General features: G+C 63.3%; 11 protein-coding genes. 1 reads left to right on the top strand and 10 read right to left on the bottom strand.

Annotation, left to right across the window (positions count from 1 at the left end; translation table 11 throughout):
• Window positions 1–199 precede the first annotated feature (199 nt).
• From QTJ18_RS15945 to QTJ18_RS15935, 3 genes are all read right to left on the bottom strand, one after another.
• Window positions 200–925: a substrate-binding periplasmic protein gene (locus QTJ18_RS15945; RefSeq protein ID WP_252751163.1), complete on the bottom strand. Its 726-nt coding sequence runs from the start codon at window positions 923–925 to the stop codon at window positions 200–202.
• Between the two features lie 464 nt (window positions 926–1,389).
• Window positions 1,390–3,756, bottom strand: a complete 2,367-nt coding sequence (locus tag QTJ18_RS15940; protein ID WP_252751162.1) for an EAL domain-containing protein — start codon at window positions 3,754–3,756, stop codon at window positions 1,390–1,392.
• Window positions 3,757–4,073: 317 nt separating this feature from the next.
• Window positions 4,074–4,676, bottom strand: coding sequence for a 50S ribosomal protein L25/general stress protein Ctc (locus QTJ18_RS15935; protein WP_252751161.1), 603 nt, complete (start codon window positions 4,674–4,676; stop codon window positions 4,074–4,076).
• 261 nt (window positions 4,677–4,937) lie between these two features.
• On the opposite strand from QTJ18_RS15935, the gene QTJ18_RS15930 reads away from it, so the two are divergent.
• Window positions 4,938–7,085: a putative bifunctional diguanylate cyclase/phosphodiesterase gene (locus tag QTJ18_RS15930; protein ID WP_252751160.1), complete on the top strand. Its 2,148-nt coding sequence runs from the start codon at window positions 4,938–4,940 to the stop codon at window positions 7,083–7,085.
• A gap of 217 nt (window positions 7,086–7,302) precedes the next feature.
• On the opposite strand, the gene QTJ18_RS15925 is transcribed toward QTJ18_RS15930, so the two are convergent.
• From QTJ18_RS15925 to lgt, 7 genes are all read right to left on the bottom strand, one after another.
• Window positions 7,303–9,555 carry a methyl-accepting chemotaxis protein gene (locus tag QTJ18_RS15925; RefSeq protein ID WP_252751159.1) on the bottom strand — a complete coding sequence of 751 codons (2,253 nt, stop codon included), beginning with the start codon at window positions 9,553–9,555 and terminating at the stop codon, window positions 7,303–7,305.
• Window positions 9,556–9,738: 183 nt separating this feature from the next.
• Window positions 9,739–10,671, bottom strand: coding sequence for a ribose-phosphate pyrophosphokinase (locus tag QTJ18_RS15920; RefSeq protein WP_252751158.1), 933 nt, complete (start codon window positions 10,669–10,671; stop codon window positions 9,739–9,741).
• Between the two features lie 166 nt (window positions 10,672–10,837).
• Entirely contained in the window at window positions 10,838–11,677 is an 840-nt protein-coding gene (locus QTJ18_RS15915) for a hypothetical protein (protein WP_252751157.1), read from the bottom strand.
• A 73-nt stretch (window positions 11,678–11,750) separates the two neighbouring features.
• Window positions 11,751–12,902 carry a M24 family metallopeptidase gene (locus QTJ18_RS15910; RefSeq protein WP_252751156.1) on the bottom strand — a complete coding sequence of 384 codons (1,152 nt, stop codon included), beginning with the start codon at window positions 12,900–12,902 and terminating at the stop codon, window positions 11,751–11,753.
• 1 nt (window position 12,903) lies between these two features.
• The gene (pgeF, locus tag QTJ18_RS15905; RefSeq protein ID WP_252751155.1) at window positions 12,904–13,695 is read right to left on the bottom strand and encodes a peptidoglycan editing factor PgeF; all 792 of its coding nucleotides are present in this window, start codon (window positions 13,693–13,695) and stop codon (window positions 12,904–12,906) included.
• A gap of 382 nt (window positions 13,696–14,077) precedes the next feature.
• On the bottom strand, window positions 14,078–15,181 hold the full coding sequence (locus QTJ18_RS15900; protein WP_252751154.1) for a class I SAM-dependent methyltransferase: 1,104 nt from the start codon (window positions 15,179–15,181) through the stop codon (window positions 14,078–14,080).
• 21 nt (window positions 15,182–15,202) lie between these two features.
• Complete coding sequence (lgt, locus tag QTJ18_RS15895) at window positions 15,203–16,045, bottom strand: prolipoprotein diacylglyceryl transferase (RefSeq protein WP_252751153.1); 843 nt, start codon at window positions 16,043–16,045, stop codon at window positions 15,203–15,205.
• Window positions 16,046–16,487 lie beyond the last annotated feature (442 nt).

The following is a 16,487-nucleotide window of genomic DNA, read 5'->3' as shown; positions in this document are numbered from 1 at the left end:
TAATCATTCCTTCTGCCGCCTGATCGCCTTCCACCGCGAAACTCCCGCAATGTCAAGCACTGCTCTGAAGGGGCCGACGCCAGATGCCGATGCCAGACGCCGATAAAGGGACCCGGGTGCGGCGGGATCGATCAGGGTTTCCAGCGCGGATGATCGAGGATGGCCGGCAGCAGAGACTTTCGAAATATTCGGTACTGGATCAGGGGAGGGGCGGGAGGCCGTATTGGCGGCGGATGCGATCCTGCTCGCCTGAAATCCTCAGGCGATCCAGCGCCGCCTGCATCTTCTCGATCATCGCCTCGGGGACCTGCCGGTTGCAGGCGATCCCCAGCTGCTGGCGGGAGAGGACGGCGATCGAGCGGATCGGCACGCCCGCCGCCATCTGCTTTTCCAGAACGGTCTGGACCATGGGCATGGCGTCGATCCGGCCACTGAGCAGCTTGCTGAGCGTGAGGTCGAAACTGGCACTCAGGTCGAGATTGCGGAAATTCTGGGCCTGCAGAAGTCCGACCGTATAATCGTCCCGCTGCGCTCCCACGGCGAGATCGCGCGCCTCTTCAAGGCTCCTGGCCGATATGTTCCGATCGGTGCGGGCGACGAGGTGATTGATGTCGACGGAGAGCGGCGTGACCCAGCGGAAACGCTGCTCGCGCTCGCTGGTGCGCGCCGCCAGGAAGGCGCAATGGTTCGGCACCTCCTCTGTCAGAGCGAGCGCCCGGGCCCAGGGAATGATCTCGATCGAATAGGACGGCGGCTGTGCCAGGCTCTCCATGATGGCGCGGACCTGTTCCACGGCCGAACCCTTGGGCTGTCCGTCGTCGCCGATAAAACCGTAGGGTGGGTAGGGTTCGGTCGCAAAGCGAAGGTCCGCTGCCTGCGCAAAGGATGCGAGGAGCACGAGACTCAAGGTCAGAACAATGCGCATGCTGTCCTCCTCCCATCTGTCTGTCGCGGTGAGGAGATCGACCTTGCGGGGACGGCCTGCCGCACCGGCTCAATGATGAATGGCCGATCCCGAAACCCCGTTCGAAGCATCGGGCTGACCGGCGGTTCGTCCCCAGCTCGTGGCACGCCGCGGCTCTCTCGACCCATGCCGGTCTGAAAGGGGCGAAGCGGCCGATCGGGCCCGAAGCTGCGCGTCACTTCGCCATGTCACGCATGGCGCCGCTCGTCGCAGTGATGGAGAGGCTTCGACTTTCGGCCCCTGCGTCCGGCTCCGCTTCGTCCGGCTTCCGGTTCTTCTGATTGCAATTCCCCCCGCCCGGCTGATTGTGCCAGTATGACGCGAGGAAAGCCTGTTTGGCAAAGGAAATATCGATGCTCCGCCGGCGTCCGATCACGAATCCTGTGATCCGCAGAGGGCGGCGGCGGATCGCGGTATGATGCGTGTCACGCGCCGACGGCCAGGGCGGTGACGGGTCCGCCGGCGATGATCTCGTGGATGGCGCGCGGCTTGGAGAAGAGGTAGCCCTGCGCGCAATCTATGCCGATATCCTTCAGGATCCTGTACTGATCTTCGGTCTCCACGCCCTCGGCCACCACGATACAGTTCATCTTGTGCGAGATGGCGCTGATGCCCTCGATGAGCATGCGGTTCTTCTGCTCGACATCCTTGGCATCCGAACCGATCCGGCGCACGAAGGACTGGTCGATCTTGACGATATCGACCGGGAAGCGGCTGAGATAGCTGAGCGAGGAATAGCCCGTTCCGAAATCGTCCAAAGCGATGCGGAAGCCGAAACCGTGCAAGGTTTCCAGAATGGTGCGGATTTCCGGATTGTCGTGCATGAGCACGGCTTCGGTGATCTCGATCACCAGGCGATGCGGCTGGATATTGTAGCGGGCGGTCAGCGCCACCAGGCGCGTCGGCAGGCCCGGTTCGAACTGCAGGGGGGAGAAGTTGACCGCGACATAGGCCTGATCCATGCCGGGCAAGGTGGAGAGCTGCGAAAGATTGGCCAGAGCATCTTCCAGGATCACGCTGCCGATCTGGCCGATCGTGCCGGTTTCCTCGGCCACATCGATGATGGCGGCCGGCGACACTAGGCCCTTGCGGGGATGGCGCATGCGCATCAGCGCCTCGAAACCGACGATCCGACGGCTTGGCGCGTCGACGATCGGCTGGAAATGCGCCTCGAACCAGTTGGCTGCCAGCGCCACCTCGATATCGCTCTCGATCTCTGCGCGCTCGCGGGCCCGCTCGGCAATCGAGGTGTCGTAGATATTAGCGCCATTCTTGCCGTCCCGCTTGCGGGCATACATGGCCATGTCGGAGCGCTGCAGAAGCTCGCTGGCGCTTTCCGCATGGCTTGGATAGAAGGCAAGGCCGATGCTGGCGCTGAGCCTGACGCTGGTGGTATCGGTCCGGAACGGCGTATCCAGAAGGTCGACAATCTTCTGGGCGAGCTCGCCGGCCCGATGCGTGGCATCGTCTTCGGTCACCAGGATCGCGAATTCATCGCCGCCAAGCCGCGCCGCCGCGTCGCTGACGCGCAATAGCGGGCGGATGCGGTCGACGAACTGGCGCAGCACGCTGTCGCCCGCCGCATGTCCAAGCGTATCGTTGATCGTCTTGAAGCGGTCGAGATCGACGAAGAGGCAGGCCACTTCGCTCTGCTTGCGGTCGGCCTCGGCGATCTTCTGGTCCAGCACGGCCTCGAAACCCTGGCGGTTGAGCAGGCCGGTCAGATGGTCGGAAATCGCCTGGCGGTGGTTGCGCATTTCCGACTGCTTGAGTTCGGTCACATCGGTCATGACGCTGAGCGAGGCGGGAAGTCCGTCGCCGGTGGATTTCAGCCCGGTCTCGAGGATCAGCACATCCATGCAATGGCCGTCGGCGCACTGGAATCGCAGCGTTACCTCGCAGACGCCGGCCTCGGTCCGGGGCTGGCGCTTGCGCTCGGCAAAGGCCTGACGGTCCTCCGGCACGACCAGATCGGCAAAGGGACGCCGCAGCACGTCGGTGCGCGCATAGCCGGTGGCAAGCAGCCAGTAATCGCTGACTGCCCAGATCAGGTCGTCGTCATCCAGCGAAAACAGCATTGCCGGGGTCAGATTGTAGATTTCCGTGGTCTGCTGGTGCGCCCGCTTCAGTTCGCGCTCCTCGCGTTCCAGCTGGATCTGCATTTCGTTGAAGCTCTGGGCGAGACGGCCCATTTCATCGGTCGAGCGCCAGTCGACATGGTGTCGGGAGCCGAGCCGTCGCGTCGCCTCGATCGCCGCCGTCAGCCGCATCAGCGGCCGGATGACCATGGTCCGGTTGCCGAGGATGGCGGCACCGACAACGGTCAGGATGGCGATCACGAAGATCGAGATGAAGGCGGTCTCCATGCTTGTCAGCGCGGAGAAGAGGCCCACTGTCTCGTAGCGGACGACCAGCGTTCCCACCGTCCTCTGCCCGTCATTGCTGCGATAGATCACCGGCCGGCTCAAGGGCTCCAGCGATGCGGAGGCGTCGCGCACGCGGCTTTCGATGACGTCCAGCTTGCCGAGGCTATCGGTGACCTGCACCACCTGAATGCCTTTTTCGTTCAGGAGCGTTCCGGTGATCTGCCGGACGCTGTCGACATCCAGCTCCCAGAGCGGCTTGGCCAGCGCCTGGGCATTGGCCGTGACCAGGATATCGACATGATCATGCAGGCTTTCGGCGGCCTGCTTCGAAGACAGGGCCAAAAACAGCGTGAAGAGGGGCGCAACTACGATGAGCAGCGCTGCTGAAATGATCGCGATGAAACGACTCTCGACCGAACGAGTCATTTAAAGCCTCTTGGACATTGTGCTCGGGAAGGGCTGGTCTCCCTCCTGTGGAACTGCCGCCATGGTTCCACTCATTGATTAAACATTGCTAAACTGCAGAAGCAACAAATGTGAGTTGTGCTAGGGAATGCTGCCGTCCGACGGGTTTTCTTCTATGCTGATCACCAAAACGTAAAACCCGCCGCGGTTGCCCGGGCGGGTTCTTCAGAACTCTGCTAACACGCGGTTCAGGTTGCGATTGCGGCTCCCCTGGCGGAAAGCCGCGCTTTGGCAACCAGCCCGCGTGGCAGGCCGTGTGGCAGGCCGTGTGGCGCGCCTTATTCGGACGCCTGTTCTTCTTCTTCGGCAATGCCTGCAGCCGGAGCAACGATCGTGGCGATCGTGAAGTCACGGTCGGTGATCGTCGGAGCAGCGCCCTTCGGCAGCTTGACGGCCGAGATGTGGATGCTGTCGCCGATCTTGAAGCCGTCGAGATCAACCGTGATGAATTCCGGAATATCATTGGCCGGGCAGGTCATTTCGACCTGGTGGCGAACGATGTTGAGCACGCCGCCGATCTTGATGCCGGACTTGTCTTCATTGATGAAGTGGACCGGGACTTCGACGGTGACCTGGCTGTCGGCGGAAACGCGCAGGAAATCGACATGCATGACGAAATCGCGCACCGGATCCAGCTGGTAGTCCTTCGGCAGGACGGAGATCTTGCCGCCGTCATAGTCGATCGTCGCAACCGTGGTCATGAAACCGCCGGCATGAATGCGCTTCGTCACCTCATTGGTGGACAGAGCGATGGAAATGGGGGCCTGCTTGTCACCATAGATGACAGCGGGAATGAAACCGTTGCGGCGAAGTTCACGGGAGGACCCCTTACCGACCCGTTCGCGCGCCTCGGCCTTGAGCTCGTAAGATGCGTGGCTCATGGCTATTCCTTTCGAGGTTATTTGGAGAATTCGCCAGAGGCCTGAGCCTCCGGGAATTGGAAGGACATCGTCCGATGCGCTTCATCCGCGTTGCCTCCAAGGGTGTCTGCGCGGACGGGGGCTCCATAGACCATATGACCCTGCCATGCAAGGCAATTGCTGGCTGTGCCGGCCGTTATCGCGGATTTACCATGTCTCCCAAGCATTCATACAGCTTTGCTCATTAAGAGGAACTGCAAAGATAAAATCCGTGGTCAGATCATGCTCTCGATTTTCACCTGCCTGTTCACCGAGCACGACCCTCTCTATGTGGGAGCGGCCGCCATCCTATGCGTGCTGGGCTCCTATCTCACCATGCGGCTGTTTGCGCGTGCCCTGCATGCCCAGGCCATGGAGAGGCTTGTCTGGACAGGCTTGGCGGGCTTTGTGGGGGGCTGTGCGATCTGGACGACGCATTTCATTGCCATGCTCGGTTATACCGGAGCGGGCGCTGCGGCCTATGAGCCCGGCCGGACCCTGCTTTCGCTGCTGATCGCGATCGGGGCATCGACCGCCGGACTGGCCATTGCCGCCGTCGCCGGCCGCAGCCTCCTTGCCGAGGCGGGCGGGGCCGTTCTGGGCCTCGGCATTTCGGCCATGCATTATACCGGCATGGCGGCCTATCGTATTTCCGGCAGTATCGTCTGGGACGAGCGCTATGTGGTCGCATCCGTCCTGCTCGGCGGTATCTTCGGCGCGATCGCGGTCAATCGCATCGTTCATCCACTGACCCGCTTCTGCAAATATGGCGGAGCGCTTGCGCTGATCTTCGGCATCGTCCTCACCCATTTCACGGGCATGACAGGGGTGCGCGCCGTGCTTTTGCCGGTGGCCGAGCCGGTGGCCGGCATGTTGTCCTCCGCTATACTTGGCCTGTCGGTCCTGACCGTCATGGTGATGCTGCTCGGCCTTGCCGCCTCGACCTATCTCCTGGATGCGAAAAACACCATGGCGGCGGTCGCGCGCTATCGCCACCTGTCGCTGCATGATGCCTTGACGGGCCTGCCCAACCGATCCGGTTTCCAGGAGGAGCTCAACAGCCTGCAGGAGCGGGCCAGCCGGCTGCCGGGCAAGATTGCGCTGCTCTCCTTCGACTTGAACCGCTTCAAGGAGATCAACGACGTCCACGGACATTCTGCCGGCGATGCCGTTCTCCAGACGCTCGGCACACGCCTGGCGGCGGTGCTGGTGAATGATGAGTTCCTGGCAAGGGTGGGGGGCGATGAGTTCGTGGCCGTCACCCGCCGCTATCACGGGCGGTTCGATGCGACAGCGCTCGCGAACCGGCTGCTGGCGGAGATCTCCCGGCCGGTCGAATGGGAAGGCCATATTTTCTGCGTGTCGTCGAGCGTCGGCATTTCCGTCCAGCGCGAGCCCGATATGCCGCTGGAGGAGGTCCTGGCGCAGGCGGATGTCGCCATGTATCGCGCCAAGGCCAGCGGGCCGAACCGCGTCTGCTTTTATGACCCCTCGATGGACCAGGCAGTGCGCGAACGCAATGCGCTGGCCATGGATCTGCGGAATGCCCTGATCCTCAAGCAGCTGGAACTGTTCTACCAGGTCCAGAACGACACCCAGTCCGGCGCCGTTGTCGGCTTTGAGGTTCTGCTGCGGTGGAACCATCCGCAGCGGGGCAGGGTGCCGCCCTCGGACTTCATTCCCATCGCGGAGCGGACCGGCCTGATCATCGAAATCGGCGAATGGGTGCTGCGCCAGGCCTGCCGGCAGGCCGCATCCTGGGCCCAGCCCTACGGCGTCGCCATCAATGTCGCGACCCAGCAACTGGCCGATCTGACCTTGCCTGCGAAGGTGCGCCAGATCCTGCAGGAGACCGGGCTTGCGGCGGATCGGCTTGAGCTGGAAATCACCGAATCCGGCATTATCGACGACCAGAACCGCGCCCTGCTGATCATCAACCAGCTCAAGGAGCTCGGTGTGAAGATCGCCATGGATGATTACGGCACCGGCTATTCCTCGCTTTCGACGCTGATGCGCTTCCCCTTCGACAAGATCAAGATCGACCGCTCCTTCATCGACAAGGTGGACCGCGACGCGCAGAGCGCGGCAATCGTCCGCTCCACGCTGATCCTGGCGCAGAGCCTCAATATTCCGGTGCTGGCGGAGGGTGTGGAGACAGAGCAGCACCTGGATTTCCTCAAGCGGGAAGGGTGCTCGCAGGTCCAGGGCTTTCTCTACGGCCGCCCCGTGCCGATCGGCGATATCATGGCGCTCGTCAACCCGGCCGAAGATCTCAATCTTGATGCTCCGCTTTTCGATGCAGACGCGCTGCCGCTCGTTTCAGACGCGCTGCCGCTCGTTTCAGACGCGCTGCCGCTCAATGCCGACGCGCAGCCGCGCCGCGTGGCCTGACAAGGCTTCCGTTCACCCCAGGAGACGCAGGCACAGGCGCCGCAGGCACAGGCGCCTGCCCTGCCGGACGATCCAGGCCCGGCCGCCCGGAATTGCGCCCGGAATTGCGCCCGGATTTGCGCCCGGCATTCGCCCTCACGTCACGCATGAAAACGCCCGCGGCGGTGAACCGACGCGGGCGTGAAAAGCTTGATCGAGCAGTCTGCCGGACGATCCGTCAGGCGGCGTGCAGGCGGCGATGGTCCGGCGACAGGGTGAAGTGCGAAATGCGCGCACCCAGCTCGTCCGTCTCATGCGAGAGCGAGAAGACGGCAGCCGTGGTCTCTTCCACCATGGCGGCGTTCTGCTGCGTCATCTGATCAAGTTCGTTCACCGAGGCGCTGATCTCGCGCAGGCGGCCGGACTGTTCGCGAGAAGAGCCGGCGATGACGCCGATCGTCTCGTTGATCGAGCTGATGCTTCTCTGGATCATCGTCAGGCTGTCGCCGGTCTTCAAGACCAGGGTCACGCCGTTCTCTACGTCGGCGGCGGAGGTGGCGATCAGCGCATTGATGTCGCGCGCGGCCCCGGCGGATTTCTGCGCCAGCTCCCGCACTTCCTGGGCAACGACCGCAAAGCCTTTGCCGGCTTCACCGGCACGCGCCGCCTCGACGCCGGCATTCAGCGCCAAGAGATTGGTCTGGAAGGCGATCTGGTCGATCACATCGATGATCTGCCGGATCTTGGCCGAGGAGTCCTCCAGCCGCTGCATCGCGACAATGGCATCCTGAACCACTGTGGTGGATGACTGGGCGCTGGTCAGGGCACTTGCAGCCACATCGACCGCCATGTCGCATTGCTGCAGCGTCTCCGTCACGGCGCCGCTCATCTCGGCAAGCGCGGCGGCGGCCTCTTCCAGCGACGCCGCCTGGCGCTCGGTGCGATGTGCCAGATTTTCCGATGCGCCGCGCAGATCGCTCGATCCGGCGCGGATCGTGTCGATGCTGGTCGTCAGGGAGCGCATGGTGGCTTCCAGCTGCTCGACGGAATCGTTGAAATCGACACGCAGCTGGTCGAGCGAGCCGGCAAAGGGTCGGTCGATCGCGATGTTCAATTCCCCGCGCGAGAGCCGCTTCAACGCGCCGGCCAGAGCGGAGATCGCCTGTTCGAGCTCCTGCGCCGTGCGCGCCTTCTCAGCTTCGCGGTCCTGCCGTTCCAGGTCGAGCTGCTCGTCGCGTTCGCGCGAGGCGACCTCCATCCGCTCCTTCTCCAGGGCATTGTTGCGGAAGGAGACGAGCGCGCGCGCCATCGTGCCGATCTCGTCCTTGCGGTTGGCGGAGGTGATCTCGATGCTCTTGTCGCCGTCGTTCAGGCGGTTCATCAGATTGGCCAGCACCGTCAGCGGACGGGTGAGGGAGGCGGAGACGAGCAGTCCGACAAGCCCCATGCCGAGCAGGATGGCGATCGTGGCAAGGGTTGCCCAGAAGGCAAGCTCGTTGGCCGGAGCCAGAACCTTCGCTTCTTCCTGGCCGATCGCCAGAAGGTTCTGCTGACCGAACAGGCTGACCGGCACATAGGAGTAGAAGAGGCGGCTGTCGCCGGAGGTTGCAAAATTGGCACCGGTCTGCGGCGCCTTGGCCAGGGCAAGCAGGTCCTGCGGCACGCCGGCCGCGGCGGTGGTGCCGGCGCGAACCGTGCCGTCGGCAGCGATGAGATAGGCGGCATCGCTATTGGCTGCGTCAGGGATGACGACCGGCGCAAGCTTGGCCGGCGCGACGCGGAAGAGGATCGCGCCCTTCACCTCGACATTGCCCCATTTGCTCACGGCAAGTGCCCGGCCCACAAAGGCGGATGTCTTGCTGTCTTCGGAGGAAAAGGACACGAAGCCGGACGAATAGGTCTTGTCGGTTGGGCCGGCCATGATCTGGTCGACCATGGTCTTCAGGCTTTCATTGCCCGGATCTGCAACATTGCTGGCAAATTCCGGACCCTTGGTGACGCTGTAGATGATGATGCCGGATTTATCGACGACATAGATGTCGCTCACACCGCTGTTGCGCCATGCGCTGGACAGCGTGCCGTGGATGCCGGCATGCTGGACGCCATACAGCAGCTTGGTGCCATTGCCGTCGAAGGCGGCGCGCTGCTCCGGCGTCTTGGCCGTGTCCTGGAAGGCGGCGAGGATCTGCGGCCGTTCGATCTTCAGATAGTTGACGACGGCGTCTGCCGCATCGCCGATGGCCGTGTTTTGCGACAATTCCGCCAGGCTCTGATCGATACGGGCGGAAAACCGTTCCAGCCCGTCCGACTGTGTAGCGGCGATCGATGCCAAACGCATCTCGCTGGCATCGATAAGACCTGCTTTGCCGATCTGATAACTGACGACGCCGACCGAAAGGCACGAAACAAGCGTTGCGCCCAAAACGAGCGCAGCCACTTTCGCCCGGACAGTCGAGACGGACCGTACCAGCCTATTTGAACTCGAAGACATTCTAATTCCCTCCAAACCTGAAGGTATTAGAATCAAATGAGACTTTAAATCTGATTAACTATCCGGACCATGGCCGCGGTTTTTCGCGTCATGGTAGTCCCGACCTTGCCCCGTGGGCAGGTTCATCGCCCAGCATCAAGCCAAGCACCAAACAAAGCACCGGGGCCCTGTGCCGCGCCAGCCTCAGTCGAAGAGGCTGGAGACGGATTCTTCCAGCGCCGTGCGGTTGATCGCCTCGCCGAGAAGGGCGGCGGTGGATACGACACGGATGTTCTGGGCCGACTGGACGGCGGTGGTCGGCTGGATGGAATCGGTGATCACCAGTTCGCGCAGCTTGGACGAGGTGATGCGCGCCACGGCGCCGCCGGAGAGAACACCGTGCGTGATATAGGCGGTGACGCTGGTTGCGCCGTTCTTCAGCAGGGCTTCGGCCGCATTGCAGAGCGTGCCGCCGGAATCGACGATATCGTCGATCAGCAGGCAATCCTTACCGGTCACGTCGCCGATGACGTTCATGACCTCGGACTCGCCGGCTCTCTCGCGGCGCTTGTCGACAATGGCGAGCTGGCAGTCGAGGCGCTTGGCGAGCGACCGGGCACGCACCACGCCGCCGACATCGGGCGAGACGACCATGACATTCTTCAGGTCGTAATGATCCTTCACGTCGCGGGCAAGGATCGGAACGGCATAGAGATTGTCGGTCGGAATATCGAAGAAGCCCTGGATCTGGCCGGCATGCAGGTCAAGCGTCAGCACGCGATCGGCGCCGGCTTCGGTGATCAGATTGGCAACCAGCTTGGCCGAAATGGGGGTGCGCGGCCCGGCCTTGCGGTCCTGGCGTGCATAGCCGAAATAGGGAAGCACCGCCGTGATGCGCCTGGCCGACGAGCGGCGGAAGGCGTCGATCATGATCAGCAGTTCCATCAGATGGTCATTGGCGGGGAAGGAGGTCGACTGCACGACGAAGACATCCTCGCCACGCACATTTTCCTGGATCTCGACGAAGATCTCCTGGTCTGCGAACCGTCTGACGCTGGCTTTTCCGACCGGAACATTAAGATAGGAACAGATCGCGTCGGCCAAATGCCGGTTCGAATTCCCTGCGAAAACCTTCATTGGGGCCCGCCTGTTTTTACGCTGGATGCGGGCCTTTTACCGAGGCTGCACCCGAATGCAAGAACTCTCGTGGGCGCCGCGACATTTTTTGTGGATGCGCAAGTGCGCCGACACCGCCCGCGCCGGCGAAACGATGCCGGCAAAGCCCGCCGGCGGAGGCAGATCATCACCTGCGCTGCGCCTGAAGCCACTCGACATAATTGCCGATGGTCTTCTGGCCGATGATCTGCATGGTGGCCGGAGGCACGGCCGCCCAGGGCTCGCCGTTGCCGGCCGGCACGCTCTCCTGGCCCTGGATGCGATGCAGGCGCCCGCCATTGGCATCCAGCACGTCCCAGACATAGACGACGGTCACCTTTCCCTCGCTGTCGAAGGCGGAGAGATAGCCTTTCAGGATGTGCTCGCTGCTGTTGTCGCTCGACGACTTGATCGTCAACCCGCTGGCGCGGGCGGAGGCGCCGAGCTGCCGCGACAGCGGCGTGACCGCCTGCACCGGCGCGCCGATGATCGGCAGGAAGCGCAGGCTGCTGGCGGACATGGCCACGGAGGCGGAACTTTCTGACTCAGGATTGGCTGACGCAGGATTGGCTGACGCAGGATTGGCTGGCGCGGGATTGTCTGGGGCAGGATTGTCTGGGGCGGAGTTGGCCGGCGCTGCGAGCGGCGCGGAGGTGATGGCCGACGGGCCTTCGGTATCGGTCGGCTCGTCGAGAGCCTTAGCTTCGCCTGCAGATGGGCCACGCGAAAAGTCTTGCGCTGCCCGGCGTTCGGGCCCCCGGGCGACCGCTCGCGGTGCCGCGGGATAGTCCGAGGATGTGACAGAGGGCATGTCCGGCCGCGCCGCAAGCCTTGCCGCCTCATCCTGCGAGACAGGCGAGGAATTGCCGGCAGAGGGAAACAGGCCGCCGCCGACATCGACCTGCGGCGTCAGCGCATCGGTCGTGTTGCAGCCGGAAAGGGCAGAAAGTATCATGCAGGTGAACAGCGCCCGTCCCGTCCAGTGCATTCGACCGTCCTTTTCCCCGCGCCCGTCCCGTCAAGATTACGGTCGGGCTTTTCCCGCTGTCAACCGGTTGCGGTCACCGTGTGATGAGTTCGAGACCATGACGCGAGAGGCTGAGCGGCGCATCCTCGGTGGTCAGGTAGGTCTGGCCGAGCGACATGGCGGCGCCGCTGTCGGAATCCATGATGATCATATGCACGAAGAGCGACATATCCGGCTCGATCTCCTGCGGATTGCCGGCATGGAACATCTGGTGCTCCATCCAGGAGGGCGAGAAACGCGCGCCCAGCGAATAGCCGCAGGCGTTCAGCCGGTGGCGGGTCAGGCCCCGCTCGTCGATGATGCGGGCATGGGTGTCGAAGACGTCGCCGAAGGTCCGGCCGGGCTTCAGGACGCCCTCGATGGCCAGAATGGTTTCGCGGCAGGCATTGTAGAGCTCGCGATGGCGCGTGGAGGCCTCGCCGATGATGATCGTGCGCATCATGGCTGCGTGGTAATGGGCGCTGACGCCTGCCCATTCGAGCGTCAGCTGATCCTGTGCGTCAAGGTTGCGTCGACCCGCTTTGTAGCGGCAGAGCAGGGCATCCGGTCCGGAGCCGATGATGAACTCGTTGGCGGGGTAATCGCCGCCGCCGGAAAAAACCGCGCCCTGCATGGCCGCGAGAATATCGGCCTCGCTGCCGCCGGCGGTGATCAGCGGCAGGGCCGCATCCAGCGCATCATCGGCCAGTTTTGCCGCCTGCGTCACATAAGCGAGCTCGGCCTTGCTCTTGCGCAGCCGCAGACGGCTGATCAGCAAAGAGGCATCCGTCGACTGGCAGAAGGAGGAAAGCTGGTCGTCCAGGAGCCGGGCCACCCGCCCGGTCATGCCATGCGTGTCGTATTCGATGCCGAGCCGCGCGCCGAGCAGGTCCATCTCGCTCAGAAGGTTCTTCAGGTCGGTGGTCGGATCGGCATTCACCCGGTCGACCCAGACGATGATCCTGTCGAGGATGGACGTGTGTCGCGCCTGGCGCAGATCGGCCGATCGCGTCAGAAGCGCCATCTCGCCATCCGCCTTGACAACGAGGCATTGGAAGAAGCAGTAGCCGAACGTGTCGTAGCCCGTCAGCCAATACATGCTCTCCTGCGCAAACAGCAGCATGGCATCGAGCTTTTCCGCGCGCATCGCCTCTTTCAGGCGCTCCAGCCGCTCGGAATATTCGCTCCTCTCGAAGTGCAGGGCCATGTTACGCCTCCATGATCGCAATGGCTGAAATCTGGCGACCGTAATCGGCTTCGCCCAGATGGGTGGTGCGGCGATAGGAAAAGAACCTGTCTCCGTCCGGATAGGTATCGATGTCCAGGTTTTCCGCGCAGATGCCGGCCGCCTTCAGCCGCATCGTCGTCAGGCCCGGCAGATCGAACAGAGCGTGCCGCTCTCTCGACGACGGGGTGAAGAAGGCGCGATAGGCCGGATCCTCAGCCAGAAAACGCTCGACGAATTCCGGACCGACCTCATAGCTCCTGCCGCTGATCGAGGGGCCGAGGCAGGCGTGGATATGCTCCCTTTCGGCGCCAAGCGCGATCATGGCCGCGATCGTATTGTCGGCAATGCCGAAGAGCGCGCCCTTCCAGCCCGCATGGGCCGCGCCGATCACCTTGTTCTTCGGATCGGCAAACAGGATCGGCCCGCAATCGGCCGCGAGGACACCGAGAACGAGGCCTGCCTGGCGCGTCACGAGGGCGTCGGCATTCGGCCGCTCGCCGGCATAGGAGCCGTCAAGCGTGACAACATCGCTGGAATGCACCTGATGAACGGTCGCCAGCCTCTCCGGCGGCTGAAGGAAATAGGCTGCGACGCGGCGGCGGTTCTCCAGCACATCCTCGCGCCGGTCATTGGAGCCAAGGCCGACATTGAGGCTGGAATAGAGGCCGGAGGAGACGCCGCCCTTGCGCGTGAAGAAGCCATGGCGGATCGAAGGGCCGCAGCTTTGCGCCAGGAGGGGGCTTTCGATCGGCGCCAGAACCGGCTCCCGCATCCCGGGATCCTGCGTCAGGGGATCCTGCGTCAGGGGTTCTGGCTTCAGGGAATCTTGCTTCAGGAAGTCTGGCATCACGGGGGCTTGGATCCTCTGTCGGCTGCCATGGCTTTGGCAAAAAGTGGACGGCGGCTGTCAGCCAATGGTTCAGCGACATATCCAATCGCCGCGGATGGGCCGAGCAAAATGGTTGCCGCGGTTCAATCGGGTCGCACTCCGCTCGGAGGACTGGCTCGCTTCGATGTCACGCTCCGCATCGCTCGATGTCAAAGACGCGCCGCCGCTTTGGCCGCAAGCCAGGCCGACGGCAGTTTCGGCTGCTTCGTTCGGCGCGAATGTGGACCGATGCCCGCTTTCCTGTCAACGCCCGATTGGACCTGGCTCAACCTCTGGGTGGGCGGAAGGGTGCAAGAGTGACGCTCGGGCTGGAGACGGCCAGGACCTTGAACAATTCGCCCATGCGGCCTTCTCCCGCCCCGGCCAGCCGGTCGACAGCGAGCGCGATGGCGCGCTGCTCGGGCTCGGCCTTGCCCTGGGCAAGCCGCTTGGCGCGTTCACCAAGGCCCAGTCCGAAGAGGAAGTCGCCCTGATGCAGACAGCCATTGATCTGCACGCCGGCAGCTCTCGCCACCCGCGCCAGATCCTCGAAATCGACATGGCTGGTCAGGTCCGCGCGGCCCGGATGGGCAAGCGGAGGGTCGTAATCATGGTTGAGGACGGCCTGCAGCGTATCGCCGTAGCCGCTGACCATATGGCCGTAGTCGAGGATCAGCGCGGTTCCGCCATGCTGCCCCAGCCTCTCGCACAGCGCATGCATCACAGCCTGGCGGGCAGGGGCGACCTCGAAGATCGTGCCTTCGGGTTCCTGGCCGCCGGTAGGCGGCAGAAGCGCCGGATCGATGGACGCCATGCCGACGCCGAAGGCGAGCTCGTCTTCGGCATCCAGCCCGACCATGCGCTCGCGAAAGCCGGTGCGGGTCTTGACGAACTGCCGGATGGGAATGGCATCGAAGAGTTCGTTGGCGGCAATCAGGGTGAATCCCTCCGGCACTTCCTCGAAGGCGGAATGCCAAGTGATGCGGGCGGAGAAGGCCTCCAGCGTCACGCGCTGCACGCCGCGCAGACGCTCGCTGGTCTCGACCAGATGAACGGAAAGCGTCTCGTGCAGCGGCGGGGCAAGTTTGGCGATGACGCGCAGCATGTCCAGCATCATCGTGCCGCGGCCGGGGCCGATCTCCACCAGCCGCACCGGCGTCGGGCTGCCATGGCTCTGCCAGGCATGCACCATGAAGATGCCGAGCATTTCGCCAAACAACTGGCTGATCTCCGGCGCCGTGACAAAATCGCCGCCTGGACCGAAGGGTTCGCGGGTCCTGTAATAGCCATGCTCCGGATCGGCCAGGCACAAAGCGAAATAATCGGTCACGCTGATGGGACCGTTCATGCGGATCAGGGACTTTATCTTGTCGGCCAGCGGTGTCGTCAAATTCAAGCCTCGTCGTCTCGATCAGTAAAGGGACGTGGCACGACGGGCGCGCCAGATCGCCCACAGGCCGATGAAGAGCATGGGGAGCGACAGGATCATGCCCATCGTAAGCCAGCCGAAGGCCAGGTAGCCGAGTTGCGGATCCGGCTCCCGGAAAAACTCCACGAAGATCCGCGACAGGGCGTAGCCGCAGACGAAAACGCCGGCGACCACGCCCGGCTGGCGCAAGGCCTTGCGGCGATGAGTGAGGTATCTGAGAACCAGAAACAGCACGATGCCTTCCAGCCCCGCCTCGTAAAGCTGGCTGGGATGGCGCGCAAAGGGACCGCCGGTCGGGAAAACCATGGCCCAGGGGACATCGGTGATGCGGCCCCAGAGTTCGCCATTGATGAAATTGGCCAGGCGGCCGAAGAACAGTCCGAAGGGCACGACGGCGGCCACGGTGTCGAACAGGCTCCAGACGGCAATATCGTTGCGCCGTGCAAACAGGATCATGGCGAGCGTGGTGCCGATCAGCCCGCCGTGGAAGGACATCCCGCCATTCCAGATTTCAAGCGCGCGCAGCGGGTTGTCCGCCACGGCCGCCAGATCGTAGAAGAGGATATAGCCGATGCGCCCGCCCAGGACGACGCCGGCGGCCACCCAGACGAGGAAATCGTCCAGCTTGTCCGGCGACATGGGCGAGATGCCGCCCGGCCAGAGATCGGCGCGCGCCACCATCTGCTTGGCGAAGTACCAGCCGAGCATGATGCCGACGACATAGGCGATGCCATACCAGTGGATGGCGACCGGGCCGATGGCGAAGGCGATCGGATCAATGTTCGGATAGGGCAGTATAGCGAGGAGACTGGGCGCTGAGTACAAGGGAAACAAACCTCGGCCGTTGGTACCGCGCTAAAGCGGAGTTCGAACTGATGGGATCCGTTCTGTTGGGCGGCATGTATCGTTGCGCTGATCTTCGGCTTTCGCCTCGATGCCAAAACTGATCCCGAGCATGTCCAACCCATTCGGCGGCAATACAAAGCCTGAATGTCAACAGACCTGGCGGACCATGGCTTTCCGCCTGCGGCCGGTCAAGCGGCAATCACCGTTCCGCCGGATCACATCGAAGAAGTTCACAGGAATCACTGAGGGGCCGGTCCGCCGACCGCCGGCATCGGGCCTCGGGGCCTGCTGGCAATGCCGGTCCACCGATCGCGATCCGTCTTCGCCCCATCGCGTCGCCCCATAACATCCGGCAGGGCTCGTGCTGTCGATTCTGCTTGCAACGTGGCGGCCCTGACCCTACCTCCTGACGAGAGAACAG

Origin of the sequence: Rhizobium sp. SSA_523 (assembly GCF_030435705.1) — a bacterium.
GTDB lineage: Bacteria > Pseudomonadota > Alphaproteobacteria > Rhizobiales > Rhizobiaceae > Neorhizobium.
The sequence above is the reverse complement of the archived record's forward strand: the minus strand, read 5'-3'. Positions and strand labels throughout refer to the sequence as shown.